Below are 24,786 nucleotides of genomic sequence, written 5' to 3'. Positions count from 1 at the left end.
AGTACCACCACCTTGTTTAGGCGCGCAGCCAGGGTGCGCGCCGCAGCGAGGCGGTCAGTCTGTACCTCTGCGCTACTGATGCCTAATAGCCGCGCGGCCTCGGCCGGATGCGGCGTCAGGATGGCAGGCACCTGTCTTGTTGCCAGTGTGGTGAAAAGTCCCGCATCGTGAGCCAGCAGATTAAGCGCATCGGCGTCTATCACCAGGGGCGTGTCGCTTGCCAGCACCGCAGCCAGTGCCGCTTGCGCCGCCGTGCTTGTGCCAAGGCCCGGGCCGATGGCGCAGACGCTGTGCGGCGCGAGCGGCAAGGAAAGCGGCGAAATCATCAGTTCGGGCTGTGTGGTGTCGACCGCCAGACGGCTGTCCAGCGTGGCAAGCAAGACCTTGCCGGCACCACCGGCCAGCGCGGCGCGTCCTGCCAGAAGTACCGCGCCCAGCATGCCGGGTGCACCGCCGACGATACACACGGTACCAAAACTGCCCTTGTGGCTATTGGCATGGCGTTTGAGCGCTGTAACGCCGGGGCGGTTCAGTTCGCCTTCCTGCGTTGGCAGTAGTGTGGGGGGGACATCCAGTGTCGCCAGATGAACTTCTCCGGCCAGTTCGCTGCCGTCTGCTGTCAGCAGGCCGGGCTTGAAGCAAAGAAAGGTCAGCGTATGTGCCGCGCGAATGGCTGCATCGGGTGCGTGGCCGCTCATGGCATCCAGCCCGCTTGGGGTGTCCAGCGCCAGCACCGGTACGCCACTGGCGTTGACCTGTGCGATCAGCGCGTCCCAAGGTGAGGCAAGCGGCCGGCTCAAGCCTATGCCGAACAGGCCGTCCACGATCAGGTCGGTATGGGTGTCTGGCAGGCTGGTGTGTGTCGCCATGGCGCAAGCGTCCCAGCGCGCGCGCGCCGCTTGCGCATCATCCGAGCTTTGCGGTTGCGGGCTGATGACGGTCACGGCATAGCCTGCGCTAAGCAGTTCGCAGGCCAGGTGTAGCGCGTCGCCGCCATTGTTTCCGGGGCCGGCCAGTACCGTGATGGCGGCACTTGCCGGATAGCGCGCCATGATCCAGTGTGCAGCGGCGCAGGCGGCGCGGCGCATCAGGCCCAGTGCTGCGGCGCTTTGTTCCAGTTGCCTTTGGGATTGCAAGGAAAAAAGTGCCGCGCTCATGCCGTATCGCCCCAGCGCGGCACCAGTTGGTGGGGCACGCCTATCTGGTCGAGAATGCGCGCCACGATGAAATCGACCATGTCGTCTATGCTCTGCGGGTGGGTGTAAAAGCCGGGTGAGGGTGGCAGGATCACCACGCCCAGACGTGCAAGCTTGAGCATATTCTCCAGATGAATGGCGGAAAACGGCGTTTCGCGCGGCACCAGCACCAGCTTTTTCTGCTCCTTGATGCTGACATCGGCCGCGCGTTCGATCAGATTGTCGCTGCTGCCCATGGCGATGGCGGCCAGTGTGCCCATCGAGCACGGGCACACCACCATGGCATCCGCGGGGTTGGAACCGGATGCCACCGGCGCAAACCACTCCTCGCGGCCAAAAGCCTTAAGCTGTCCCGCTGCCGCCGCGTATTCCTGGCTCAGCCACTGCTCCAGATCGGCGGCGCGCGCAGGCAGCGTCAGCCCCATTTCCTGTTTGGCGACGATATGGGCTGCTTGCGAACACAGTACCCAGACGCGGCAGCCGGCCTTGACCAGTTCGCGTATCAGCGCCAGACCATAAGGCAGGCCAGAGGCACCTGTCAGGGCAACGGTCACGGTTTTGCTGTAAGAGTTCATCAGGCATCCTGTTGCGGGGTAGGGGCGAGCAAGCGCGCCGCGATGATGCCGTTGACAAGACCGGTCACCAGCGCGGCCAGCGCGAAAGGCGGAACAAAATAAAGTATGCCGTCGCTGGGAATCAGCCATAGCCGGGCCAGCAGCAGTTGCCCGGCAATATGGCTGAAGGCGGCGACAATGCTGAGCGAAACCGGGCCGAACCATGTGCCGGGCAAGCGAAAGGCCAGCGCCAGCGCGGCAAGGCTGGCCAGTGCGCCGGCCAGCGACAGGAAAAACCCCGGTGTCAGCAGGCTGCCCAGCAATAATCCGGCGCCGAGAATGCGTAGCAGGCTGACCCAGAGTGCGGCGCGCCAGCCCAGGTGATATAGCGCCAGCAAGGTGACAATATTGGCAAGACCGGGCTTGATCCCGGGGAGCGGCGAGGGCAGACCCGCATCGATCAGTGCGAGGACAATGGCGATGGCTGCCAGCGCGGCAATGCGCTGATCGTCGGCTCCGACATGCAGGCTCAGATGTTCAGAAACTGAGGCTGTCATAGTGTGCTGCGCTGTTGCCAAGCTCGATGCTGGTCTGGTTCGGCAGGCAGATGGCGCTTTGCCCAGCCTTGTCCAGCCAGCCTTGCTTGACGCAGTACTGGCGCGCGCCCGGGTCGCTGCCGATGCGGGCGCGGCCATTATGTACTTCGATGCGGGTCAACCCCAAAGGACCGGGTACATCCAGAATCTGGTTGTGCAGCAAACTGACTTCCCGCCACAGTTTGCCTTTGCTGCGTATCGTGAGCGTGCGTGCCATCTCGCCGGCCCATAACTGCCAGAACAGGGTGAGGCATAGCGCACCGGCCAGCATCATCACCAGATAGTCGCCCGGACGTATCAGTCGCATCCCGCTCTTTGTAGCTGGCGGTGGCGCAGCAGCACTTGCTCGTGCGCAAAGCGGCGGGCCAGCGTTTCGGCGATAAATACCGAGCGATGCTGGCCGCCGGTGCAACCGATAGCCACGGTCAGATAGCTGCGGTTTTCCTGCCTGAATTCAGGCAGCCATTTTTCCAGCATGGTCTGGATGTCGGTAATCATCTCGGCGACTTTGGGTTCGCCGGCAAAGTAGTCGATGATGGCCTGATCCTTGCCGGTAAGCGGGCGCAGTTCGGGGATGTAGTGCGGATTGGGCAGGCAGCGCACATCGAATACGAAATCGGCATCCAGCGGTACGCCATGTTTGAAACCGAAGGACTGGAACATCAGGGTCAGACGGCTGCCGTCACTCTCGACCAGTTGGCGTACCCAGCTTTTCAGGGTATTGGCCGACAGCTCGGACGTGTCCATGCGGATACCCTGCTCGGCAACGGGTGCCAGGAGTTCCATCTCCATTTCTATGCATTCTTCCAGCGACAAGCCCATGCCGGACAAAGGATGGCTGCGCCGGGTTTCGGAGAAGCGCTTGACCAGAACCGGCTGTTTGGCTTCGAAGAAAATCAGCCTGACGTCTATGCCGGCCTGACGTAGCTTGTCCATTTCCAGCGGTAAGGCACCCAGTGTCTGGTGTGTGCGTGTGTCGACGCTGATGGCAATATGGCTGTAGCCGTAGTCATGGTAGAGCGCGACCGCCTCCGGCAGCATGGTGGCAGGCAGATTGTCGACGCAGAAAAAGCCGGCATCCTCCAGACTGCGCAAGGCGACCGACTTGCCCGAGCCTGACAGCCCGCTAATCAGAATCAGCTGCATGTTCCTGGTCCCGCAAGAAATTGGTGTGGCGCTCGACAAATTCGCGCGTGCTGTCGATGCCGCGCAGTTGCAGGATGTAGTTGCGTACGGCCGCTTCCACCAAAACGGCAAGGTTGCGTCCGGCGGCGACCGGCAGGATAACCTTGCGCACGGTGACGCCGAGGATATCCTGTGTTTCGGACTGGATATTGAGCCGGTCCAGTGCCTGCATCGCCTGATCATTGGCCTTGATCAGATGGATGATGAGCTTGAGTACTTTTTTCGGGCGTACCGCGGTTTCGCCGAATACGGTGCGGATATTCAAAATGCCCAGACCGCGTACTTCGAGAAAGTCGCGCAAGAGTGCCGGGCAGCGGCCTTCCAGCGTATCCGGGCCGATGCGGTAGTATTCGACCGCATCATCGGCAACCAGACCGTGGCCGCGCGAGATAAGCTCCAGTGCCAGTTCGCTCTTGCCCATGGCCGAGTCGCCCATGATCAGCACGCCGATTTCGAGCACATCGAGAAACACGCCATGCAGCACGGTGGAGACCGCCAGTGCCCGTGCCAGATAGATGCGCAGTACATCCATCAGGTAGGGGCTCTCCAGCGTGGTGGTCATCAGTGGGACATTGTGGGTATGGCAGTAGTCGCGCAGCAGTGCAGGTACCACCTGGGCATTGGCGACGATCACCACCGACATCGACTTGTAAAACAGCTGATCCAGCGCGGTTTTTGCGGCCGATTTTTCCAGCCGGCTCAGATAGTCGACTTCGGCAAGGCCGAGCACCTGCACCCGGTTGGGGTGGATGAAGTTGAGATGGCCGACCAGCGACAGTGTTGGGCGCTGATCGTCGTTACCGATCAGGTTATCCGAACCGGAGCGTCCTGCAACCCAAGTCAGGTTGAGCTTTTGCTGGTTATCCTGGTAAAGCTTGCGGACGCTGACGCTAGGCATGGCTACTCCATCCGGTCAAAAGCCGGAACAATTCTTCGCTGTCTGCGGCTTGCTCCAGTTGTTCACGCAAGCTGCGGCTGGAGAAAAGCTGGGCCAGTTCGGACAGCACCTGCAGGTGCAGGTCGGTTGCCTGTTCTGGCACCAGTAATACGAACAGCAGCCGGACCGGTTTGCCGTCGGGGGCATCAAACGGAATGGCCTGCTTCAGGCGGATAAACACGCCCATCGCTTCTTTCAGGCCACGGGCGCGGCCATGCGGGATGGCGACGCCTTGGCCCAGTCCGGTCGAACCCAGTTTTTCACGCGCAAACAGACTGTCGAACACTTCGCTGCGGGCAATATTGCCGGTGTTTTCCGCGAGCAGACCGACCTGCTCGAACACCCGCTTTTTGCTGGCAACATCAAGGTCGACCAGAACATGATCACGGGAGAGTATTTTGCCTATCAGGGACATAAAAACTCGTACAGGATGAAATCGGCGTTCATTCTACGCTGGCGCGTGACATTGAAATAGCCCTGTTATCAAAGCAAAACGGGAACCATAAGGTTCCCGTTTTTAATCAAGGTGTTACTCTGCGGCCGGTTGCGGGATCGCGCGGTGTTCCGACAGTTTTTCCTTGTGCTTGATTACCTGGCGGTCCAGTTTGTCGATCAGCGCATCGATGGCGGCATACATATCATCGGCGGTCGCTTCGGCGTGAATATCCTTGCCGGCCAGATGGACATTGACCTCGGCTTTTTGCACCAGCTTGTCAACCGAAAGCGTGACGCCGGTGTCGATCACATTGTCTACATGGCGAATCACTCGGCCGAGTTTTTCTTCGACATAGTCGCGCAGTGGTTGGGTTACTTCAAGGTGGAGACCAGTGATCTTGAGGTTCATACCCTAACTCCTTCTGTTAATCGACCTGGAACAGTCCGGGTCCATGGGGATGCTGTTAAGTGGAAGTCTAGAGTGCTTTGCGCTGGCTGGCTGGCGCAATCTGCATGGCTTCGCGATATTTGGCGACAGTGCGTCTTGCAACCTGTATGCCCAGTTTGGCTAATTGTTCGGCCAGTGCATTATCCGACCAGGGCTTCTTGTTATTTTCGTCGACGATAAGCCGGCGTATATGTGCCTTGATTGCGGTAGAAGAGCATTCGATGCCGCTGTCGGTGTCCAGCGCACTGCCAAAGAAATATTTGAGCTCGAACAGACCGCGGCTACACAGCAGATATTTTTGTGTGGTGACGCGGGAAATGGTGGATTCGTGCAGACCCAGTTCATCGGCAATATCGCGCAGGATAAGGGGACGCATTGCGACTTCGCCTTGTTCAAAGAACTGTTGCTGCCTGTCAACGATAGCTTCCGATACTTTCAGGATGGTGTCAAATCGCTGCTGGATGTTTTTGACCAGCCAGCGGGCCTCTTGTAACTGCCCGGAGAGATTATTGCCGCTATCCCTTTGTTGTTGCAGGAGATTGGCGTAAATGTTATTTACACGTAATTTTGGCTGGGCTTGACCGTTGATGGTCGCGATCCAGCGACCGCGGTATTTGCGTACCACCACATCGGGCATCACATAACGGGTATCTTCACCATCAAAGCCTCCGGCCGGTCGCGGGCGTAGTTGGGCAATCAAGGCCTGTGCTGCGCGGATCTCGTCTTCGCTGGCATCCAAAAGCTTGCGCAGCTTGCTGTAGTCGCGGTTGCCTAGCAAAGTGAGATGGGTCTGGATGATGGTGCGGGCCAGGGTTTTGGCCGGGAGGGTATCGGGCAGCTTGTTTAGCTGGAGGGTCAAAAATTCGCTCAGGTTGTAGCTGCCTATTCCAGGCGGCTCCATCTGGCGCAAGAGCTGGCGCAGATATTCCAGCTCTTCAGTTTCTACCTCCAGCTCCTTTGGCAGGCTCTGGCAGATTTCATCAATGTGGGTGCTCAGATAGCCGTCGTCATCGATTTCTTCTATCAGCAGAGTCAGCAGGGCACGTTCTCGACTCGAGAGTGTCAGCTCGCCCATCTGTGCCATCAAGAGTGCGCGCATGCCCGGCTTTTCCGGCGTATTGAGTATGGGGTCGAACTCGCTATCGTCGCCGCTATGGCCAGGTTTACTGCCGCTTCCCCATTCCTCGTATGCTTCGCTGCCCTCGCGCGGCGGTGCCTCATGCGGTTCGTCAGGCGAGGACTCGTGCGCAACGTCACTGTCCTCGCTGCGTTCCAGTAACGGATTTTCCTGCAGATAACGCTCCAACTCCGTGCCGAATTCCAATGTGGACATCTGCAGTAATTTGATCGATTGCTGCAGCTGCGGTGTCAGGGTGAGCTGCTGGCTGACTTTGAGTTGGAGTGTTTGTTTCATAGCGCCTTACAGATGGAAGTGCTCGCCCAGATAAACCTTGCGTACCTGCTCGTTATTCACCAGTTCGTCCGGCAGGCCGTAGGCCAGCACCTTGCCGTCGTTAATGATATAGGCGCGGTCGCAAATGCGTAGCGTTTCGCGCACATTATGGTCGGTGATCAGCACGCCGATACCGCGCTCCTTGAGGAAGGCGATGATTTTCTGGATGTCGATCACGGCAATCGGGTCGACACCGGCAAAGGGCTCGTCCAGTAGGATAAAGCGTGGACGGGAGGCCAGTACACGTGCAATTTCGACCCGGCGTCGCTCGCCGCCGGACAGCGCCATGGCGTTGGTGTCGGCCAGGTGGGCGATATTCAGATCGTCCATCAACAGCGCCAGTTCGTTTTCCATCTGCTCGCCCTTGACGCCGGAAATTTCCAGCACCGCGCAGATGTTCTCCCTGACCGTCATGCGACGGAAAATGGAGGCTTCTTGCGGCAAATAGCCCAGTCCCATGCGCGCGCGTTTATGTATGGGCAGATGGGTGATGGTGATATCGTCCAGAACGATTTCACCAGCTTCGGCCGCAATCAGTCCGACGATCATGTAAAAACTTGTAGTCTTGCCTGCACCGTTTGGCCCCAGCAAACCTATCACTTCGCCACTGGCAATTTCCAGCGACACATCCTTGACGACCGTACGTTTCTTGAAGCTTTTCTTGATATGGGCAACGCTCAGCCGGCTGACGGTCATTTCTTTTCCTCTGTCTTGGGCTGCAGGATTACGGTAACCCGCCCTTTGGCCGCACCGGTTGTTTGTGGATTGCTGCCGCTGACTTGATACAGTTCGGTCTGGGTGTTGTAGGTAATCACATTGCCGGCAACCGAATCCTGTCCGCGTTTCACAAAGGCATTGCCGGTCAGCACCGCGATGCCGCTCTGGCTGTCGTAGTCGATGCGATTGCCCTTGCCATCGATATATTCATTCTTGCCTTCGACTTTCTGGCGGAAGGTGGCCGGTTTGCCGGTGGCGAGCAGAGTTTGCTGGCCGTTGGCATTGCGGGTCACGACCACATGGTCGGCTTTGAGCTGCAGCGTGCCCTGATTGACGACAACGCTGCCATCCCACACCGTCACGCCTTTGTTCTGGTCCAGCGTGCCCCTGTCTGCAGACAGTTCTATCGGCTTGCTGCTATCGGCGATTTCGGCATGAGCCGCGTGCATGGAAAATAGCGCGGCGCACAAGGCCAGTGCCGGAAATTTAAGGTTGTGCATAGCTGATCCTGACTTTCGACAACAGGGAGATCAGGCCCTGCTTTTGTGCATAAGTAAAACCGATGGCATTGGCGACCGAGTCGCCCTGATAGACAGTGACGGCGGCCGGACTTTGGGCCGTCGAGGTGTTGAGGTTTACCGTCAGTGCGCGCGTATCTATCTTGACGTCGCCCTTGCCTGGCTCTGCCTTGTCTATCAGCTGCACCTTGCGGTCAAACCACGCCATGCCGGTGCTGTTGTTGTAGCGGCCGACTTCGCCTTCGACCGTGTAATTGATCCGGCCCTGTTGGTAGCTAGTGAGGAAAGGGTGCTCGAACTCGATATCTTTTGCATCGGGGAACTGCCACATCCTGCGGGCCTGCAACCGGTCGCTGGGCAGGCCCTGAGCATCAAAGCGGGTCGCGGTAAAGTCTTCGACCGTGTACTCGGGCTGGTCACGGTCGATCACGCTTTGCACGCTGCTTTGGCGCGTGACGCGGTCAAGCAGCATGGTCAGCACCGACAGCATTAGTACCAGCAATAGCGGAAACAGGCGGGGAAAGCGTTTCATAGCAGATATTTCGCGATGGCGGAGTCAAATGTGCCCTGCGCCTGCATGATCAGTTCGCACACCTCGCGCACGGCACCTTGTCCACCGCTGGCGCCGGTAATATAGCGTGCATATTGCTGCACGCGATCCGGCGCTGCCGGCACCACGACCGGAAAGACGACGCGGCGCAAGACCGGCAGGTCAATGATGTCGTCGCCGACAAAGGCGCAGTCGTCCGGGCTCAGGCCGCTTTGTACCATCAATTCGTCAAGAGCCAGTTGCTTGTTGCTGACGCCGGCAAAATAATAGTCAAAGCCCAGCGCGCGGGCGCGGTGTTCGACACAGGCATCGGCACGGCCGGAAATAATAGCGAGTTTGACACCGGTGCTTTGCAATAGCTTTAGGCCAAGGCCGTCCTGTACATAGAAGGATTTGGACTCTTCGCCTTGGGCGTTGTAGTAGATGCGCCCATCGGTCATGACGCCATCGACGTCCAGTATCAGTAGCTTGACCCTGCGGGCGTATTCTTGTGGTGTATGCATGCTGTCTTTCAGACGATGCCTGCGCGCATCAAATCGTGCAGATTGAGTGCGCCTATGGCATGGCCGGCCTCATCGGTGACGATCAGGCCATTGATCTTGTATGTTTCCATCAGCTTGACTGCCTCGGCGGCCAGTCGCGTCGCGGCGATGGTACGCGGCGAGCGGTTCATGACCTCATCTATCACCAAGCCAGCCAGATTTTCACTTCTATCCAGCGTTCTGCGCAGGTCGCCATCGGTATAGATGCCGGCCAGTCGCTGTGTCTCATCCAGTACCGCCGTCATGCCCAGCCCCTTGCGCGACATCTCCAGCAAGGCGTGCTTGAGCGGGGTGCCGGCTTTAACTGCAGGGAAGTCATCCCCCGCGTGCATGATGTCGGCAACGTGAACCAGCAGGCGTCGCCCCAGGCTGCCGCCTGGATGGGACAGGGCAAAGTCTTCCTGCCGGAAGTTGCGCGCGTCCAGCAAGGTCACGGCCAGCGCGTCTCCCAGTGCCAATGCTGCCGTGGTACTGGCAGTCGGTGCCAGCCCCAGTGGACAGGCTTCTTTCTCTACCGTGGCATCCAGATGGATATCGGCCTCGCGTGCCAGCGTCGAGCCTGGGCGGCCGGTGATGGCAATCAGCGCGACCCCTTTGCGCTTGAGCGCAGGCAAAAGCGCGATCACTTCATCGCTTTCGCCCGAGTTGGACAGGGCGATCAGCACGTCTTTATCGGTAATCATGCCCAAGTCGCCATGCGCCGCCTCGGCCGGGTGGACAAAGAAGGCGGGCGTGCCGGTGCTGGCCATGGTGGCCGCAATTTTGCCGGCAATATGGCCGGACTTGCCGATGCCGGTAATGACGACGCGGCCACTGCAGGCAAGCAAGATGTCGATGGCGGCCATAAACTCGCCATTGAGGCGATCTGCCAGCTTAAGTATGGCATCGGCTTCTATGCGAAGGACGTCGCGTGCCAGTTCCAGACGGTTTTGTATGTGCGCTTGTTCCATAGTCGCGCAGTATATCAGCTTATAATCGGCCTTCCTGCACCTGTCTGTACGGATTTCAAACCCTGAACTAGGAAATTATTGCCTGATGCATTCTCTTGCTCCTATCGTGCTGGTTCTTCTCTGTGCCGTGCTGGCCGTCACCTTGTGCCGTAGCGTCAAGGTGCCACCCATGCTGGGCTATCTGGTGGTTGGTTTTATTGCCGGACCCAGTGTGCTGGCGCTGGTGCCGGATGGGGAGGAGACCCAGTTTCTGGGTGAGATAGGCATTGTATTCATGATGTTTTCCATCGGGCTGGAGTTTTCCTTGCCCAAGCTCAATGCCATGCGCCGGCTGGTGTTCGGCGTCGGTTTGGCGCAGGTGGTGGTGACGTTGTTGCTTATTATGGGCGGGGTGTGGGTCCTGAGCGATAACCCACTGGCCGGTTTCGCTATCGGCGGGGCGCTAGCCATGTCATCAACGGCAATCGTCAGCAAGCTGCTGACCGAGCGGCTTGAACTGAATCAGGCGCATGGCCAGCTGGCGATGGGCGTGTTGCTGTTTCAGGATATTGCCGTCGTGCCACTCTTGATTCTGCTGCCGGCTTTTGCCGGCGGCTCGGATACGCTGCTGATGGATCTGGCGCTGGCTGGCGTCAAGGTGGTGGTGGTGATGTCCTTGCTGTTTTTCTTTGGTCCACGCCTGCTGCGGCCATGGTTTCATGTTGTTGCCCGCCAGCGTTCGGGTGAGCTGTTTATGATTAATGTGCTGCTGGTGACGCTGGGCATTGCCTGGCTGACCGAGCTGTCCGGCCTGTCGCTGGCGCTGGGCGCTTTTGTTGCCGGCATGCTGATTTCGGAAACCAAATACCGCTTTCAGGTGGAAGAGGATATCCGCCCGTTTCGCGATATCTTGCTAGGATTCTTTTTTATCACTGTCGGCATGAAGCTGGAGTTGCCGGTGCTGTTCCAGCGCTGGGATGAAGTGCTGGTGATGCTGTGCCTGCTGCTGCCTTTGAAACTGGCGATTGTGTTTGCCATCGGTCGTGCTTTTGGCCTGCGTAGCAATGATGCACTTAAAGGCGCGCTGGCACTGGCGCAGGGCGGTGAATTCGGTTTTGTCTTGTTGGCGCTGGCCAGTAATCTGGCGCTGGTGCCGCTGGTTTCTGTGCAGGCGGCATTGGCGGCCATTATTCTCTCTATGCTGATTGCGCCTTTTTTGATCCAGTACGCCGACGCTATTACCCGGCGCTTGATCCGCAATGACTGGATGCTGCAGTCGCTGGATCTGCACCAGGTCTTTGTGCAGAGCATGAGCAAGTCCGAGCATGTGCTGATTTGCGGCTATGGCCGCAGTGGTCAGGCGCTGGCACGCCTGCTTGAGGCCGAGGATGTGCCGTTTTTTGCGCTGGATCTGGACCCCGAACGGGTGCAGGAAGCCAGTGCAGCCGGAGACCCTGTGGTGTTTGGTGATGCCGCCCGTAAGGAGGTGCTGGGCGCTGCCGGTATTCAGCGCGCCCGTGTGGTGGTGATTACCTTTGCCGACACGCATGCCGCCGAGCGCATTATCGAAACCGTGCAGCAACTCAAGCCCAATTTGCCGGTTATTGTGCGCACCATAGATGATAGCGATATCGAGCGCTTGCGTGCCGCAGGTGCCGATGAGGTGGTGGCCGAGGTGATGGAGGGTAGCCTGATGCTGGCATCCCAGGCCTTGATGGTCATGGGCGTGCCGGTGAGCCGGGTGCTGCGCCGTATCCGCACCGTGCGTGAAGCGCGCTACGGCCTGTTTCGCGGCTTTTTTCGCGGGCTGGGGGATGAGGTTGCGGTCGGGGATGAGGGCCAGCAGTTGCGGCTGGAAAGTGTCCGTTTGGTGGCGGATGCCTATGCGGTGGGGAGGCGTCTGGGTGAGCTGAATCTGGCGGCGCTTGGCGTCGAGGTTAAGACGGTACGCCGTCGTCAATTCAAACGCTCTGATCTGAGCAATGATTTTGTGCTGGAAGAAGATGATGTGGTTGTGCTGTTGGGGCGCTCTGATCAGCTGGCTTCAGCCGAGAGCTTTTTGCTGCAAGGCGATGCAGACTAGGCCAGCGCAAGCGTAGAGCAGGAAAGCGGGAGTAGTTTTCCCGCTTTCCTGTTTGTGTTACGGCAGGATGGTCGTGATCTGTTTTTTCAATTCCTGCTTCAGTGCCTGCTGTTTTTCGCCGGGGCTTGTTTTGCCCTTGACCATGGCATTGAAGTCCAGCGCATAGATGGGCGCGTTGATCTGGCCGGTAATTTTCAGCGGCACATTGACTCCGCCTAGCTGTTTGAACGAGCGCGGGTTGGCTTTGACATCCAGCGTATAGTCAATAATGCTTTGCGGTAAATCGAGCTTGCCGTTGCCATGCACATTAACCAGTTGTGAAGCCAGTTGCAGATCCTGATTGCGCGCAATGCCGTTGTCCAGATCGAAGCTGGCCGACAAAGACTGGAAGGTGGTTTTCTGCTTCTGATCGGTGGCCAGCGAGGTGGCGCTCCAGTCCTTGAGTTCTGCCGGCAGGTTTTTCAGTGCCGCCACCAGGTCAATGCCGGTCAGAGCGCCTTGTGCCAGCTTGACGCTGGCTTGTCCGGTGAGTGTGTCGCGCAGTCCGGCCAGTGATTTGCCGTGGGCAACCAGGTTGACTTCGCCGCTGCCCTTGCCTTCGATGCGGCTGAAGTTGAACAGGTCAAGCAATAGCGGGCGGATATGCATGCCGTGCAGCTGCTGCTTGAGCGAGAGCGTGGCATCCTTGCCGCGCTGCAGTCGGGCGCTGCCACTGAGTTTGCCTTCGTAAATACTGGCCGACAGATTGTCGACGGCAAAAGCGTTGCGGTCGGCCTCTACATGGGCATTGATGTCGCGTACGCGAAAACGCCCCATATTGAGTTCGCCGATATCCACCTTGCCTTTCAGATGCAAAAAGTCCATCCAGTCCAGTTGCAGCGGTGCCGTGTTCTGGAATAGGGCGACTGCCTGCTCGGGTTTGGTTTCAGGCAGGTAGCGGTTCAGGTCAAGCTGGTCGATAGAGAGGGCGGCCTCGTGGTGTGGATCAAGAAAGCCGGTCTGGTCCAGTGCAAGGGCCAAGCGAGTGCCATCCAGCTTGCCGGCGACCCGTAGCGTGAGCCGGCTACTGTCCAGTTCGCCATTCAGCGTGCCATCCAGTGCGGCGAAAAGCTGGCCGCGCGGCAAGACTGGTGTAATCAGGCGAGCATCCAGTTTTAATGGATCCATGCGCAAGGTGTTGAGTCCTGCCAGTTGCAGCGGTGCCGACAGCTTGATCTTGATGGAGTGTGGGCCCTGCGAGGAAATTAGCTCGCTACTGATTTGTGTCGCATAAAGTCCGGCCGGGGTGAGCTTGAGCTGATCCAGCACGCTATTGAAGCGGTAACGGGTTTGGGCATAGTTGAACTCGCCCGAGCCGGTGGCATGTGGAATGAGGACTTCCGCCGGGTTGGCGCTGGCGTGAGGAATGCTGGCCTCAAGCTGTAGCTTGGGTTGTGTGCTGTCCAGCTTGATTTGCAGTGCCTTGGCTGTGGTTTGCAAGGTAGTGGTATTGATATCCAGATTGCCAGTGACTTTGAGCGATGTGCCGGTATTGCGCCCGCCGCCGGTGAGTATGGCACTGATGTCGTGTGACGTTATTTTGTCGCGGCTATGGCGATAGGGCGCAGACAGGGCAAGTTTGAATTCGCGCTTGCCCTCAAGCAGTTTGCCGTCCAGCTGCAGGTGAGCAGCGGATGTCATATCGACCAGTTCAAGCTGAGTATCCCTGAGCGCTGCTGTATGGCCGCTGATTTCATCCAGGAAGTCGATATTGGCATTACGCAGTGCAAAGCGATCAAGCTGAAGCCTGAGCGAGGTCGTCCGGTTTTTTTGTAGCAATCCGTCGATGTTGAGCCTGCCATCGCTTTGCTGCCTCAGCTTGAGTGTCATGCCATCGACGGCGAGGCGGCGTAATTCATATTGCTTTTGCAGCAGAGGCCACCACGTCAGATCAATGTCGAGCTTGTTCAGCGTGAGTAAAGCACTGCGCGTGCCGGCGGGATAAACGGCAATGCGTTCTATATCTAGGCCAGGGTAGGGGAAAAAATGGGGGGAGATGTTGCCGTTTATTTCGGCATCGTAGCCACGCTGGGCGAATTCATTGACGATATTTTGCCGCACCGACTGCGCATCAAAGCGCTGATAAAACAGGATGAGGGCGCATGCCGACAGAACACACAGCGTGAGTGCACCGTAGACAAATGTTTTTAGCCAGAGCCGGCCAGAGTTTAACTTCATGCTGAGTCGGTCTAGATAGGCGCGGAAGAAAATATGCTGGAGCGGGTGAAGGGAATCGAACCCTCGTCGTAAGCTTGGGAAGCTTCTGCTCTACCATTGAGCTACACCCGCACTGCGAAGTGAGCATTGTATGAAAAACGGCCGTCTTTCGCAAGAAAGTGGCAATGTTTTTTTAAATGGAGCAGTTTTGTACGGGTGCGCGCAATATGCAATAAGGATTTATTTTTTTTGCGGCAGTTAAGCCTAATAATTTGCCAATTTCAATCGATAAATGCCCTTTCCCTCTTGACCTCGCGCTTGGACGTGGTAATTTGTACTCATGTATATCGTATACAAAGCGGGGCATGCTGGTAGCCATCATCTGGCTCGCATGTTTAATCCTTGCGCCATACCCGGTGGCAAGCTTATTTCCCGCTGGACTCTGACCCGGCTGTTTTAGCTGGTTCAAGATGTCTCCTTCACGTGGTCGACCATGTCAGACGCAATCCGTCTGCCGGCACCTGCCTCGATGTTCTGCATTTGCAAACAGCCCGGTCCATGCAGATTTTTGCGTGGAAGTCGTTATTGTCCGAATAATTAAAGAGAATTGATCATGGCCAGATCACAATGGGGCTCCCGCCTCGGATTCATACTTGCTGCTGCCGGTTCGGCGATTGGCCTGGGTGCCATCTGGAAGTTTCCTTACGTCGCTTCGCAAAACGGTGGCGGGGCATTCCTGCTGATTTTTATTGGTTTCGTGTTTACGCTGGGCATTGTGATGATGATGGCGGAGATGGCGCTAGGTCGCGCAGCCCACTCAAGCGCAGTCGGGGCTTTTCGCAAAATGGGCGGCAAGAACTGGGCGCTGGTCGGTTATATGGGGGTGCTGGTCGGCTTTCTGATCTTGTCGTTCTATAGTGTGGTCGGTGGCTGGACGATAGCCTATATCGCCAAATCCATAGGCGGCGAGATTATCAGTAGTGATGCCAAAGTGCTGGGCGGGATTTTTACTGGCTTTATTTCCAGCCCGAGTGAGCCTCTGTTCTATCACGCAGCCTTTATGGCCTTGACTGTCGGTGTGGTGTTGGGCGGTGTACAAAAGGGTATCGAAAACCTGTCCAAATTCCTGATGCCTGCCCTGTTCGTGATGATGCTGGCGTTGATTGTGCGTGGCTTGTTTTTGCCGGGCGCCCTGGATGGCGTGGCTTATTTCCTTAATCCCGATTTTTCCAAAGTCAGTGCCAAAACGATTATCGATGCGCTGGGCTTGGCCTTCTTCTCGTTGTCGCTGGGGATGGGGGCGATGATTACCTATGGCTCTTACGTAGAAAAAGACACTTCGATTCCGGGCTCTGCAGCTTGGGTGGTTTTGCTGACGACCGTGGTGTGTCTGCTGGCGGGCTTGATGGTGCTGCCGGCCGTATTTGCCTTCGGTTTTGACCCTTCTGCGGGCCCCGGTTTGACCTTTATCACCATGCCGGCGGTGTTTGCCAAGATGGTAGGCGGGCAACTGTTTGCTGTGGTTTTCTTTGTATTGTTGCTGGTGGCCGCATTGACCTCGGCGGTGTCGCTGATGGAGGTGGTGACCAGCTTTATGATCGACGAGTTCCATATGCGCCGTGTACCGGCGGCCTTGCTGATGGCTTCGCTGATGTTTGTGTTGGGGGTGCCTGCTTCTTTGTCGCTGGGCATCTGGAGCGAGTACACCCTGTTTGGTAAAGGTGTGTTCGATTTGCTGGATTATGCCACCTCCAATGTGCTGATGCCGCTGGGTGGCGTGCTGCTGGCCTTGCTGGCTGGCTGGAAAATCTGGCCTCAGATTGAGGCCCAACTGGCGGTGGGAACTCGCAGCAGCGCTTTATGGCTGCCAGCGATGAAGCTGACTTGCCGTTATATCGCACCGGCCCTGATCGGTTTTGTACTGGTTAATGGCTTGTAAAGGCGGCTGAGGCCAAGGCTTTGGCGTGCACGAACAAGGCGTCCCCTTCGGTGGGGGCGCCTTTTGTTTTAAGATTTTGCCTGTTCATCACTTCTGGAAAACACCATGTCCAAACGCATCCTTGTCCTCTATAGCGGTGGCACCATCGGCATGGATCACACGCCTGCGGGTCTTGCGCCTGTCCCGGGGCTGTTGCCACGCTTGCTGGAGCGCTTTCGTAGCGAGCAAATGGATTTCGAGCTGATCGAGTATTCGCAACTGATAGACTCGTCGGCGATCACGCTGGCTAACTGGAACCGCCTGATCGACGATATTGCCAGCCATTACCATGCTTACGATGGTTTTGTGATTATCCATGGCACCGATACCATGGCTTACACCGCCAGCGTACTGGCCTTTGCCTTGCAGGGCTTGGCCAAGCCGGTGGTGATTACCGGCTCGCAATTGCCCTTGGTCCATGCCCGAAGCGATGGCTGGGGCAATCTGGCCGATGCTTTTGAAGCAGCTTGTCAGGAGGGACTGCATGAGGTCGTGCTGGCATTTGATCGCGTGCTGCTACGCGGTTGCCGGGCGCGCAAGGTCGATGCTGCCAGCTTTGCCGGCTTTGCCAGCCCGAATGCCGCGCCGCTGGCGCACTTCGGTATTCATGTTCAGTGGCAGCATGCTCTGTGGCGTCAGGCGCAGGGCGATTTTCATGCGCAGCCTCTGGATGAGCGGGTCAATATCCTGCCGCTGATGCTGATGCCGGGTGCGGCAGCCGCCAGTTTTGGCGTCTTGCTGCAAGGCGAGCATCATGGCGCGATATTGATGAGCTACGGTAATGGCAATGCACCGGCAGATGCCGCGTTGCTGGCCGGCGTCGCTTCGGCGAGCGCGCGCGGTTTGCCGGTGTTGAACCTGACGCAGGTACAAACAGGCTCGGTAGAAATTGGCGCGTATGCTGCCAGTCAGCCATTGGCACAGGCCGGTGCCTTGCCGGGGCTGGATATGACACCGGAGGCTGCGCTGGCCAAATTGACGGTATTGGCCTCCATGCCTCTGACGACTGAGCAGCGGCGGGCCTATTTGCAGCAGGACAGGGCGGGGGAGATGACCGTCCCTGCCTAAAAAACGGGCATGTGAAAATTTCCATTTTTATTCATGCGTTTATTGTGTTTTTCCACAGAGTGCGCACAGGGTTTTTCTGTGCGCATGTGGGCAACTCAGGTCTGTCCGCGTGACTGACAAGTCTGTGCTTTGCTTCTGTTGCTCAATGTTTGCACGCCACTTCGGCTCCCGTCTTTGCGAGAAACTGCCCGATGCCAGGCTGTGCGCCGTATAATCTTCTCCCTTTACCGCTTTTGTTGATGTCATGCCGCTTTCTTTGCGCGTTGCCGTATTGGGGCCGGAGTCCAGTGGCAAGAGCACGCTGGTGCAGGCACTGGCAGGCAGGCTTGGCCGCGCCGGTATGCGTGTGGCGTGTGTTGACGAGTATGCGCGCAGTTATTACGCCTGCCGCCCCTACCTTCCGTCCCTGGCCGATGTCGAGACGATTGCCTTGGCCCAGTGTCGCAATGAGGATATGGCTGCACAGCAGGCTGATGTCGTGTTGTGCGACACGACTGCGCTGACCTGCCGTATCTGGGCTGAAGTGGCTTTTGGTAGCGCCAGCGGGACGATAAACCGTTTGTGCCATGACTACCGTTATGGCTTGACGCTGCTTGCCCGTCCGGATATTCCCTGGCAGGCCGATCCTTTGCGCAGCCATCCGCATGAGCGCGACTGGTTGCTGAGTTTGTACCGCCAGGCGCTGGCAACACAGCCAGAAAGGGTGGTCGAGGTCTATGGCGTGCTGGAGCAGCGACTGGAGCAGGCTCTGTCTGCGCTGGATGATATGCTGCCGTAAGGGCGTGTGCCTCAAATTTAGGCAGCGCAGCTTCTGCTAATAAAATCAGAGTGTTGCCTGCCTTGTCCACAGGCCGTTCACAGTGCTGTCCCGCCGCTGCGTGGACAAACAGAGGATGGGTTGCCTAAAAAACAGGCTTACCCAGATAAGTTAATAAATTCAATGCTTTGTGCCGCTTGTTAACAGGGTCTGCACAGGGCTGTCCAAGATGGGTGTGAAGAAATGAATGAAGTGTTTGAGCTACGCAATGAATATATTGCCTTGTGCGATCTGCTGAAAACCTGCGGTATTGCCGAGTCCGGTGGTATGGGCAAGCAGATGGTGGCCGAGGGTGTGGTCTGTGTCGATGGTGCGGTCGAATTGCGCAAGACCTGCAAAGTTCGCCCCGGACAAGTGGTGAGCGGTGAGGGCTTCACCATACGCGTGATAGCGGCTCATGCTTGAGGCCAGCGACGATTTCGATCCGCAACCGGATGCGCCGCAGGCACCTGGTGACGATATGTGCTGCGGCAGCGGTTGCGAGCCTTGTGTTTGGGATAGCTACCAAATAGAGCTGGCGGATTACCGCGTGCGTCTGGCTGCGTGGCAAGCGCGGCAGGAGCGTGTGTGATGGCCAGCATAGACCTGCATTTTCACTCCAGTATTTCCGATGGCGCTTTGAGCCCTGCCGAAGTCGTGACGCGTGCGGCCGGTCGCGGCGCGACATTGCTGGCACTGACCGATCACGACTGCACGCGCGGCTATGCCGAGGCAGCGGCAGCTGCTGGCGAGCTGGGTGTCGCCCTGCTCGGTGGCGTCGAAATCTCGGTCAGCTGGGGTAAACATACCATCCATATTGTCGGGCTCGGTATTACGCCGGGCGAGCCTGTGCTTGAGGCGGGCCTGGCTTCAATCCGTCATGGCCGCATCGAACGGGCGCGCGCCATGGCGCATGCACTGGACAAGGCCGGCATACCCGGTACTTTTGACGGTGCGATGGCACTGGCCGCCAACCCGGAAATGATAGGGCGTGCGCATTTTGCCCGTTATATGGTCAATGCTGGATATATAAAAGATGTAAGGGCCGTATTTCGCAAGTTTCTGGCCGCTGGCAAAACCGGCTATGTGCCGCACCAGTGGGCCAGTCTTGCCGATGCAGTGACCTGGATCAGAGCGGCAGGGGGCGTGGCGGTGATTGCCCATCCGGGGCGCTATGATTTCGGCAGGACACTGACCGAAAGGCTGATACTCGATTTTAAGGACGCCGGCGGCGAGGCGATAGAAGTCGCCAGCGGCAGCCATAGTCTGGACGATATGCACAAATACACCCTGCTGGCCGACCGTTTTGGTCTGCTGGCCAGCGCCGGCAGCGATTTTCATGCGCCAGGCGAGGGTGGGCGCGACGTGGGGCTGACGGCTGAATTGCCGCCTTTATGCCGTCCGGTATGGCGGGAAAAGGGCTGGGGCGCTTGAAATTCCGGGCGAGGAGATAGATATGGCACAATTTTTTACCATCCATCCGGATAACCCGCAGGCGCGGCTGATACGCGAAGCGGCCAAGATAGTCGAAGCAGGCGGGGTGATCGTTTATCCGACCGATTCCTGCTATGCACTGGGTTGTGCTTTGGGCAACAAGCGGGCGATGGAGCGCATTCTGGAAATACGCCAGATCGACCTTAAGCACCATCTGACGCTGGTGTGTGCCGATTTGTCCGCGCTGGCCAATTATGCCCGTGTCGACAATAGCCAGTACCGCCTGCTTAAAAGTGCCACGCCGGGTAGTTATACCTTTATTTTGCAGGCGACCAAGGAGGTGCCGCGCCGCACCTTGCATCCCAAGCGCTCGACCATAGGCTTGCGCGTGCCGGATCACCAGGTGGCGCTTGCCTTGCTGGAGGCACTGCACGAGCCGATTTTGTCGTGTACGCTGATGCTGCCGGGAGAAGATGATCCCTTGGTTGATCCGTACGAGATTCGCGAACTGCTGGAAAACCGGGTTGATCTGGTGATTGATGGCGGCTGGTGCGGTACCGAGCCGACGACGGTGATAGACATGACCGATGGTGTGTCGCTGGTTCGCCAGGGCAAGGGAGAGGTTGCACCATTCGGACTGTAGCCTGACACATAATAGAATTCGGGCCGCGCGATGCGGCTATTTGCTGAATTAGGGGGTAGGTCTTGGACGATATTATCCAGAAAATTGCGATTTATGCGCTGCCGGTCATTCTGGCCATTACCTTGCACGAGGCGGCGCATGCCTATGTTGCCAAGCGCTTTGGCGACGCCACGGCCTTTATGATGGGACGGATGACCTTGAATCCGCTCAAGCATATCGATCCGATCGGCACGGTTTTGCTGCCGCTGGTCGGACTGATTGCCGGCGGCTTCATTTTTGGCTGGGCCAAGCCGGTGCCTGTCAATTTTGGCAACCTCAAGCCGGTGCGTAGCGGCATGCGCTGGGTCGCAGCGGCGGGGCCCTTGTCCAATCTGGCCATGGCGGTGGGCTGGGTTTTGCTGTTCAAGCTGGCAATCAGTACCGACTCCATGTACAGCGAGCCGCTGATGCTGATGAGTCAGGCCGGCATCAATATCAATGTGGTGCTGATGGTGCTGAACCTGATGCCGCTATTGCCGCTGGATGGCGGGCGCATCGTCGAGAGCTTTTTGCCGCCGGGCATGGCTTACAAATACTCGCGTATCGAGCCTTACGGTATCTGGATTTTGCTGGGCCTGGTATTTACCGGTCTGCTCTCGCCCATACTCAGGCCATTCATGAATATCGTGTATGATCTTCTCAATCTGATTTTGTAATTTTATTTTTCCAGGATTGTTCATGTTCGCAGATCGCGTTCTCTCCGGCATGCGCCCAACCGGAAGGCTACACCTTGGGCATTATCACGGCGTTATCAAGAACTGGGTGCAGCTGCAAAGCGAGCACGAATGTCTGTTTATGGTGGCCGACTGGCATGCGCTGACCACCAATTACGATGATGTAGGCGTGATTGAAAGCAGCTTGTGGGATATGGTGATCGACTGGCTGGCTGCCGGTGTCGATCCGGCGCAGGCGACCATCTTTATCCAGTCCAAGGTGCCGGAGCATGCCGAACTGCATCTGGCGCTGTCCATGATTTGCCCGTTGGGCTGGCTGGAGCGGGTGCCGACCTATAAGGATCAGATCGAGAAGCTGAGCCACAAGGATCTGGCGACTTACGGTTTCCTTGGCTATCCGCTGCTGCAGGCTGCCGATATTCTGGTGTACAAGGCTAACCGCGTGCCGGTGGGCGAAGACCAGGTGCCGCATGTCGAACTGACGCGTGAAATGGCGCGCCGCTTTAACCATCTGTATGGCCGCGAGCCGGGCTTTGAAGACAAGGCCATCGCCTCCATCAAAAAGCTGGGCAGCAAGAAGAGCAAGCTATACCAGCAGATGCGTACCCGTTACCAGCAAGAAGGCGACGACGAGGCTCTGGATGCTGCACGCGCCTTGCTGGCCGATACGCAAAACCTGTCCATTGGTGATCGCGAGCGTCTGTTTGCCTTCCTCGAGAATAAAGGCCGCGTCATTCTGCCCGAGCCGGATGCCTTGCTGACGGCGGCCAGCCGTATGCCGGGTCTGGACGGCAACAAGATGTCCAAGTCGTACGGTAATACCATCGCCCTGCGCGAGGCGCCGGAGTCGGTATCCAAGAAGGTGCGCGCCATGCCGACCGATCCGGCCCGTGTGCGCCGCACCGATTCGGGTGACCCGGCCAAGTGCCCGGTGTGGCAGCTGCATCAGGTGTATTCGGACGAAGCCACCCGCGAGTGGGTGGTCAAGGGCTGTACCAGCGCCGGTATCGGCTGTCTCGATTGCAAGCAGCCGGTAATTGAGGGCGTGCTCAAGGAGCAGCAGCCCATGTTCGAGCGTGCGCAAAAATACCTGGATGACCCGACGCTGGTGAAGGCCATTGTCGCCGACGGGTGCGAGCGTGCGCGCAAAATCGCGAACGACACCATGAAGGACGTACGCGAGGCGATGGGGCTGGGCTATTGAGTCACGCTGCCTTTTCGCGACAGCCCCGCGTATGGCCGCGGGGTTTTTCATTGATGGGGCCGCATGACTGAGCACAGCTTATCACCTGACGCCGCAGGGTCTGTCGTCGGCATTCCCTTGGCGCACGTTTTCGGCCAGCCGGTGCTGGAAATGCCGGCCGACCTGTTTATCCCGCCGGATGCGCTCAAGATCATTCTCGAGAGTTTCGAAGGTCCGCTGGACTTGCTCTTGTACCTGATCCGCAAGCAGAACCTGAATATTCTCGACATCCCGATGGCGCCGATTACTGCGCAGTACATGCGCTATATCGATGCCATGCGCGCCGAGCGACTGGAATTGGCGGCCGAGTATCTGTTAATGGCGGCCTTGCTGATCGAGATCAAGTCGCGCTTATTGTTGCCGCGCCCGCAAGTGGACGAAGCCGGCGAAGTGAGTGATCCGCGTGCCGAACTGGCGCGGCGGTTGCTGGAATACGAGCAGATGAAGCTGGCGGGGCTGGCTTTGGACAAATTGCCGCAAGCCGAGCGCGATTTTGCCTGGCTGGCGGTCCTGATCGAGCAAGGCGCCGAGCAGCGCCTGCCTGAAGTCAGTCCGCTGGATTTGCGCCAGGCCTGGCTGACCATTTTGTCACGTGCCAAAAACCAGCGCAGCCATCAGGTGGCTCAGGATGAACTGTCGGTGCGTGAACAGATGAGCTGGATTTTGCGCTATCTGGACGGGCGCGATTATGTTGCGTTCGAAGAGTTATTTGAGCCGGGCAAGGGTGTTGCGCACCTGGTGGTCAATTTTATTGCCCTGCTGGAGCTGGTCAAGGAGGGCATGGTGCGGGTGAATCAGGACGCCGCCTATGCTCCCATCTATGTCCGTATTGCCGTGGTGTAATGCCTACCAGGCCAGCTTGTATCTGAGACGGAGGCTGCCGTTGCCGTTTATGTTCAGTGCCAGCCTTGATGACTTGTCTTGATACAGCTTGAAAGAGGGGCGGCTGCTACCGTCCAGCGATAGCCAGGCCCAGAGCGGATTGTTTTCCTTTAGTCTGAGCGCTGTGCTTGATGGTAAAGGGGCGAGGGCTGGTGCGCCGATGACGGATAACGCCGTAGTAGAAGTGATAGGTTGTTTTGTATTTTCGCCTTCCATAGCGATGGCAGGGGGAAGACTGAAGTCTGTTGCCGGGCTTGTCGTGGGTATGCTGCTTGCTGGCTCTTGAGCCTGCGCCATGCTGGCCGCCACATAAGCCGCCAGTTGTACGAACAAGGACAGGGCGAGCAACGTTTTACCGTGTTGTCTGGCTGTGTGTGGCATTGGCCTGCTCCCGTCCCGAATTTTTGCCTGGCTGGTGTGGCGGCTGGCGCATTTGCTGTTGTTCACCATAGATGAAGCCATGGCGGATTTTGGGATATCAGCACCAGACAGGGCTGATGGGAGCGCAAGACAGGTAAAAACAGGGTATCTTAGTGCGACGCAGGATAAAAAATCGTGTAAAATCCGCGCCTTCCTGTGATTTTGTCCAAAATCTGATCTGGTTTCGATGCCTCTTTTTACCGATCTCAAGTATCTGAAGACCGTTCTTGAAACGGCGCTGCTGACAGCGCAAGAGCCGCTATCGGTATCCATGCTTAAACGTTTGTTTACCGAGGATATCAAGGCGGCGTTGATCAACCAGATTCTGGAAGAAATACAGCAGGACTGGCGTGGCCGTGGGGTGGAGCTGATCAAGCTCTCGTCCGGCTGGCGCTTTCGGGCGCGCGCCGAATTTACCCCCTATCTTTCCCGGCTGAACCCGGAAAAGCCGCCGCGCTACTCGCGCGCGGTGATGGAAACGCTGGCGATTATTGCCTACAAACAACCGGTGACCCGTGGCGATGTTGAAGCCATACGCGGTGTCACGGTGTCGACCAGCGTGGTGCAGACTCTGCTCGAGCGGGGCTGGATCGAAGTAATCGGGCACAAGGATGTGCCCGGACGGCCCGGTCTGTATGCAACGACCCGCAAGTTTCTCGATGATCTCGGCTTTCATTCGCTGCGTGATTTGCCGCCTTTGGCGGATTTGGGAAATCTGGTGGTGCCGGATGCCGGGCCGGTTGAAGCCTCTGGCGAGATGCCAGAAGGCGAAGTCCCCCTCGTTGATGAGGCGGAAAATCTAGTTGATTAGGAAAAAGCATGTCTAAAGGACAACGCAATCAGGCGCGCCAACCGGTGTCGCAAGCCAAGGGCCGCGAAACGTCGCAGCCACGCACCGGCGGTAGCTTTATCAAGCCGCGCAATGCACAAGACAACAAGCCGGCACCATCGCGCCAGGAAGGTTACGGCCAGCGCGATCGCAATGCCGGCGATGCCAAGCCGTTCGCCCGCCGCGAAGGCGCAGACCAAGGGCGTGGCCGCAGTGAACAGCCACGCGGCAACTACGGCGACAAGAAGCCGTTCGTGCGCCGCGATGGCGATGCCCCGCGTGAAGGCGGCTACGGCCAGCGCGACCGCAGTGAACAGCCACGCGGCAACTACGGCGACAAGAAGCCGTTCGTGCGCCGCGATGGCGATGCCCCGCGTGAAGGCGGCTACGGCCAGCGCGACCGCAGTGAACAGCCACGCGGCAACTACGGCGACAAGAAGC

The 24,786-nt window shown here is 58.0% G+C and carries 28 protein-coding genes, 1 tRNA gene and 1 pseudogene; 13 read left to right on the top strand and 17 right to left on the bottom strand.

Annotated elements, in window-relative coordinates:
- The 14 genes from EGI20_RS09030 to EGI20_RS08965 all read right to left on the bottom strand — a co-directional run.
- On the bottom strand, positions 1-1,157 hold a 1,157-nt coding region (locus EGI20_RS09030; RefSeq protein WP_498631195.1), incomplete at its 3' end, for an NAD(P)H-hydrate epimerase.
- Positions 1,154-1,771: a flavin prenyltransferase UbiX gene (locus EGI20_RS09025; RefSeq protein WP_124736274.1), complete on the bottom strand. Its 618-nt coding sequence runs from the start codon at positions 1,769-1,771 to the stop codon at positions 1,154-1,156. The genes EGI20_RS09025 and EGI20_RS09030, both read right to left, overlap by 4 nt.
- Positions 1,771-2,307, bottom strand: a complete 537-nt coding sequence (locus EGI20_RS09020; RefSeq protein ID WP_498631194.1) for a Gx transporter family protein — start codon at positions 2,305-2,307, stop codon at positions 1,771-1,773. The genes EGI20_RS09025 and EGI20_RS09020 overlap by 1 nt, the downstream gene beginning before the upstream one ends.
- Positions 2,288-2,653, bottom strand: coding sequence for a NusG domain II-containing protein (locus EGI20_RS09015; protein WP_498631193.1), 366 nt, complete (start codon positions 2,651-2,653; stop codon positions 2,288-2,290). The genes EGI20_RS09020 and EGI20_RS09015 overlap by 20 nt, the downstream gene beginning before the upstream one ends.
- Entirely contained in the window at positions 2,644-3,492 is an 849-nt protein-coding gene (gene rapZ / locus EGI20_RS09010; protein WP_498631192.1) for an RNase adapter RapZ, read from the bottom strand. Before rapZ ends, EGI20_RS09015 begins: the two co-directional genes overlap by 10 nt.
- Complete coding sequence (hprK, locus tag EGI20_RS09005) at positions 3,473-4,429, bottom strand: HPr(Ser) kinase/phosphatase (protein WP_124736270.1); 957 nt, start codon at positions 4,427-4,429, stop codon at positions 3,473-3,475. The genes rapZ and hprK overlap by 20 nt, the downstream gene beginning before the upstream one ends.
- Positions 4,422-4,883, bottom strand: a complete 462-nt coding sequence (gene ptsN, locus EGI20_RS09000) for a PTS IIA-like nitrogen regulatory protein PtsN (protein WP_160796853.1) — start codon at positions 4,881-4,883, stop codon at positions 4,422-4,424. The genes hprK and ptsN overlap by 8 nt, the downstream gene beginning before the upstream one ends.
- 114 nt (positions 4,884-4,997) lie before the next feature.
- The gene (gene hpf / locus EGI20_RS08995) at positions 4,998-5,312 is read right to left on the bottom strand and encodes a ribosome hibernation-promoting factor, HPF/YfiA family (protein WP_124736268.1); all 315 of its coding nucleotides are present in this window, start codon (positions 5,310-5,312) and stop codon (positions 4,998-5,000) included.
- A gap of 67 nt (positions 5,313-5,379) precedes the next feature.
- Positions 5,380-6,765, bottom strand: coding sequence for an RNA polymerase factor sigma-54 (locus EGI20_RS08990; protein ID WP_498631191.1), 1,386 nt, complete (start codon positions 6,763-6,765; stop codon positions 5,380-5,382).
- A gap of 6 nt (positions 6,766-6,771) precedes the next feature.
- The gene (gene lptB / locus EGI20_RS08985) at positions 6,772-7,500 is read right to left on the bottom strand and encodes an LPS export ABC transporter ATP-binding protein (RefSeq protein ID WP_124736266.1); all 729 of its coding nucleotides are present in this window, start codon (positions 7,498-7,500) and stop codon (positions 6,772-6,774) included.
- Positions 7,497-8,021 carry a lipopolysaccharide transport periplasmic protein LptA gene (lptA, locus tag EGI20_RS08980; protein ID WP_498631190.1) on the bottom strand — a complete coding sequence of 175 codons (525 nt, stop codon included), beginning with the start codon at positions 8,019-8,021 and terminating at the stop codon, positions 7,497-7,499. Before lptA ends, lptB begins: the two co-directional genes overlap by 4 nt.
- On the bottom strand, positions 8,008-8,571 hold the full coding sequence (gene lptC, locus EGI20_RS08975) for an LPS export ABC transporter periplasmic protein LptC (RefSeq protein ID WP_124736264.1): 564 nt from the start codon (positions 8,569-8,571) through the stop codon (positions 8,008-8,010). Before lptC ends, lptA begins: the two co-directional genes overlap by 14 nt.
- The gene (locus EGI20_RS08970; RefSeq protein WP_498631189.1) at positions 8,568-9,092 is read right to left on the bottom strand and encodes a KdsC family phosphatase; all 525 of its coding nucleotides are present in this window, start codon (positions 9,090-9,092) and stop codon (positions 8,568-8,570) included. Before EGI20_RS08970 ends, lptC begins: the two co-directional genes overlap by 4 nt.
- Before the next feature lie 8 nt (positions 9,093-9,100).
- Complete coding sequence (locus EGI20_RS08965; RefSeq protein WP_498631188.1) at positions 9,101-10,081, bottom strand: KpsF/GutQ family sugar-phosphate isomerase; 981 nt, start codon at positions 10,079-10,081, stop codon at positions 9,101-9,103.
- Positions 10,082-10,166: 85 nt separating this feature from the next.
- On the opposite strand from EGI20_RS08965, the gene EGI20_RS08960 reads away from it, so the two are divergent.
- Positions 10,167-12,143 carry a monovalent cation:proton antiporter family protein gene (locus EGI20_RS08960; protein ID WP_498631187.1) on the top strand — a complete coding sequence of 659 codons (1,977 nt, stop codon included), beginning with the start codon at positions 10,167-10,169 and terminating at the stop codon, positions 12,141-12,143.
- A gap of 57 nt (positions 12,144-12,200) precedes the next feature.
- Here the strand turns inward: EGI20_RS08960 and EGI20_RS08955 are convergent, their stop codons facing one another.
- Together EGI20_RS08955 and EGI20_RS08950 are read right to left on the bottom strand one after the other, a co-directional pair.
- Positions 12,201-14,360, bottom strand: coding sequence for an AsmA family protein (locus EGI20_RS08955; RefSeq protein WP_498631186.1), 2,160 nt, complete (start codon positions 14,358-14,360; stop codon positions 12,201-12,203).
- A gap of 37 nt (positions 14,361-14,397) precedes the next feature.
- Positions 14,398-14,471 (bottom strand) — tRNA-Gly (locus EGI20_RS08950).
- A 481-nt stretch (positions 14,472-14,952) separates the two neighbouring features.
- Between EGI20_RS08950 and EGI20_RS08945 the strand changes: the two genes are divergently transcribed.
- The 10 genes from EGI20_RS08945 (at position 14,953) to EGI20_RS08900 (ending at position 23,057) form a co-directional block, all read left to right on the top strand.
- Complete coding sequence (locus tag EGI20_RS08945; protein ID WP_498631185.1) at positions 14,953-16,278, top strand: sodium-dependent transporter; 1,326 nt, start codon at positions 14,953-14,955, stop codon at positions 16,276-16,278.
- Between the two features lie 105 nt (positions 16,279-16,383).
- Positions 16,384-17,385, top strand: coding sequence for an asparaginase (locus EGI20_RS08940; RefSeq protein ID WP_498631184.1), 1,002 nt, complete (start codon positions 16,384-16,386; stop codon positions 17,383-17,385).
- Positions 17,386-17,629: 244 nt separating this feature from the next.
- Entirely contained in the window at positions 17,630-18,163 is a 534-nt protein-coding gene (locus EGI20_RS08935) for an AAA family ATPase (protein ID WP_498631183.1), read from the top strand.
- A gap of 222 nt (positions 18,164-18,385) precedes the next feature.
- Positions 18,386-18,607, top strand: a complete 222-nt coding sequence (locus tag EGI20_RS08930) for an RNA-binding S4 domain-containing protein (RefSeq protein ID WP_498631182.1) — start codon at positions 18,386-18,388, stop codon at positions 18,605-18,607.
- Positions 18,600-18,773 carry an oxidoreductase-like domain-containing protein gene (locus EGI20_RS08925; protein WP_498631181.1) on the top strand — a complete coding sequence of 58 codons (174 nt, stop codon included), beginning with the start codon at positions 18,600-18,602 and terminating at the stop codon, positions 18,771-18,773. Before EGI20_RS08930 ends, EGI20_RS08925 begins: the two co-directional genes overlap by 8 nt.
- Complete coding sequence (locus EGI20_RS08920) at positions 18,773-19,615, top strand: 3',5'-nucleoside bisphosphate phosphatase (RefSeq protein ID WP_498631180.1); 843 nt, start codon at positions 18,773-18,775, stop codon at positions 19,613-19,615. The genes EGI20_RS08925 and EGI20_RS08920 overlap by 1 nt, the downstream gene beginning before the upstream one ends.
- A 22-nt stretch (positions 19,616-19,637) precedes the next feature.
- Positions 19,638-20,258: an L-threonylcarbamoyladenylate synthase gene (locus tag EGI20_RS08915; RefSeq protein WP_498631179.1), complete on the top strand. Its 621-nt coding sequence runs from the start codon at positions 19,638-19,640 to the stop codon at positions 20,256-20,258.
- Positions 20,259-20,320: 62 nt separating this feature from the next.
- Positions 20,321-20,953 carry a site-2 protease family protein gene (locus EGI20_RS08910; protein ID WP_124736252.1) on the top strand — a complete coding sequence of 211 codons (633 nt, stop codon included), beginning with the start codon at positions 20,321-20,323 and terminating at the stop codon, positions 20,951-20,953.
- Positions 20,954-20,975: 22 nt separating this feature from the next.
- Entirely contained in the window at positions 20,976-22,175 is a 1,200-nt protein-coding gene (locus tag EGI20_RS08905) for a tryptophan--tRNA ligase (RefSeq protein WP_498631178.1), read from the top strand.
- A 63-nt stretch (positions 22,176-22,238) separates the two neighbouring features.
- A complete protein-coding gene (locus EGI20_RS08900; protein WP_498631177.1) occupies positions 22,239-23,057 on the top strand; it encodes a segregation and condensation protein A in 819 nt (272 codons plus the stop codon).
- A gap of 3 nt (positions 23,058-23,060) precedes the next feature.
- Here the strand turns inward: EGI20_RS08900 and EGI20_RS08895 are convergent, their stop codons facing one another.
- On the bottom strand, positions 23,061-23,546 hold the full coding sequence (locus tag EGI20_RS08895; RefSeq protein WP_498631176.1) for a hypothetical protein: 486 nt from the start codon (positions 23,544-23,546) through the stop codon (positions 23,061-23,063).
- Positions 23,547-23,703: 157 nt separating this feature from the next.
- Between EGI20_RS08895 and scpB the strand changes: the two genes are divergently transcribed.
- Together scpB and EGI20_RS08885 are read left to right on the top strand one after the other, a co-directional pair.
- Positions 23,704-24,327 (top strand): SMC-Scp complex subunit ScpB, encoded by a 624-nt coding sequence (scpB, locus tag EGI20_RS08890; protein ID WP_124735704.1) that lies wholly within the window; start codon positions 23,704-23,706, stop codon positions 24,325-24,327.
- An 8-nt stretch (positions 24,328-24,335) separates the two neighbouring features.
- Positions 24,336-24,786: pseudogene (locus tag EGI20_RS08885) on the top strand (hypothetical protein); the annotation flags it as partial.

It is taken from the genome of Aquitalea sp. S1-19 (genome assembly GCF_024343515.1).
This window is presented reverse-complemented; position numbering and strand designations above follow the sequence as displayed.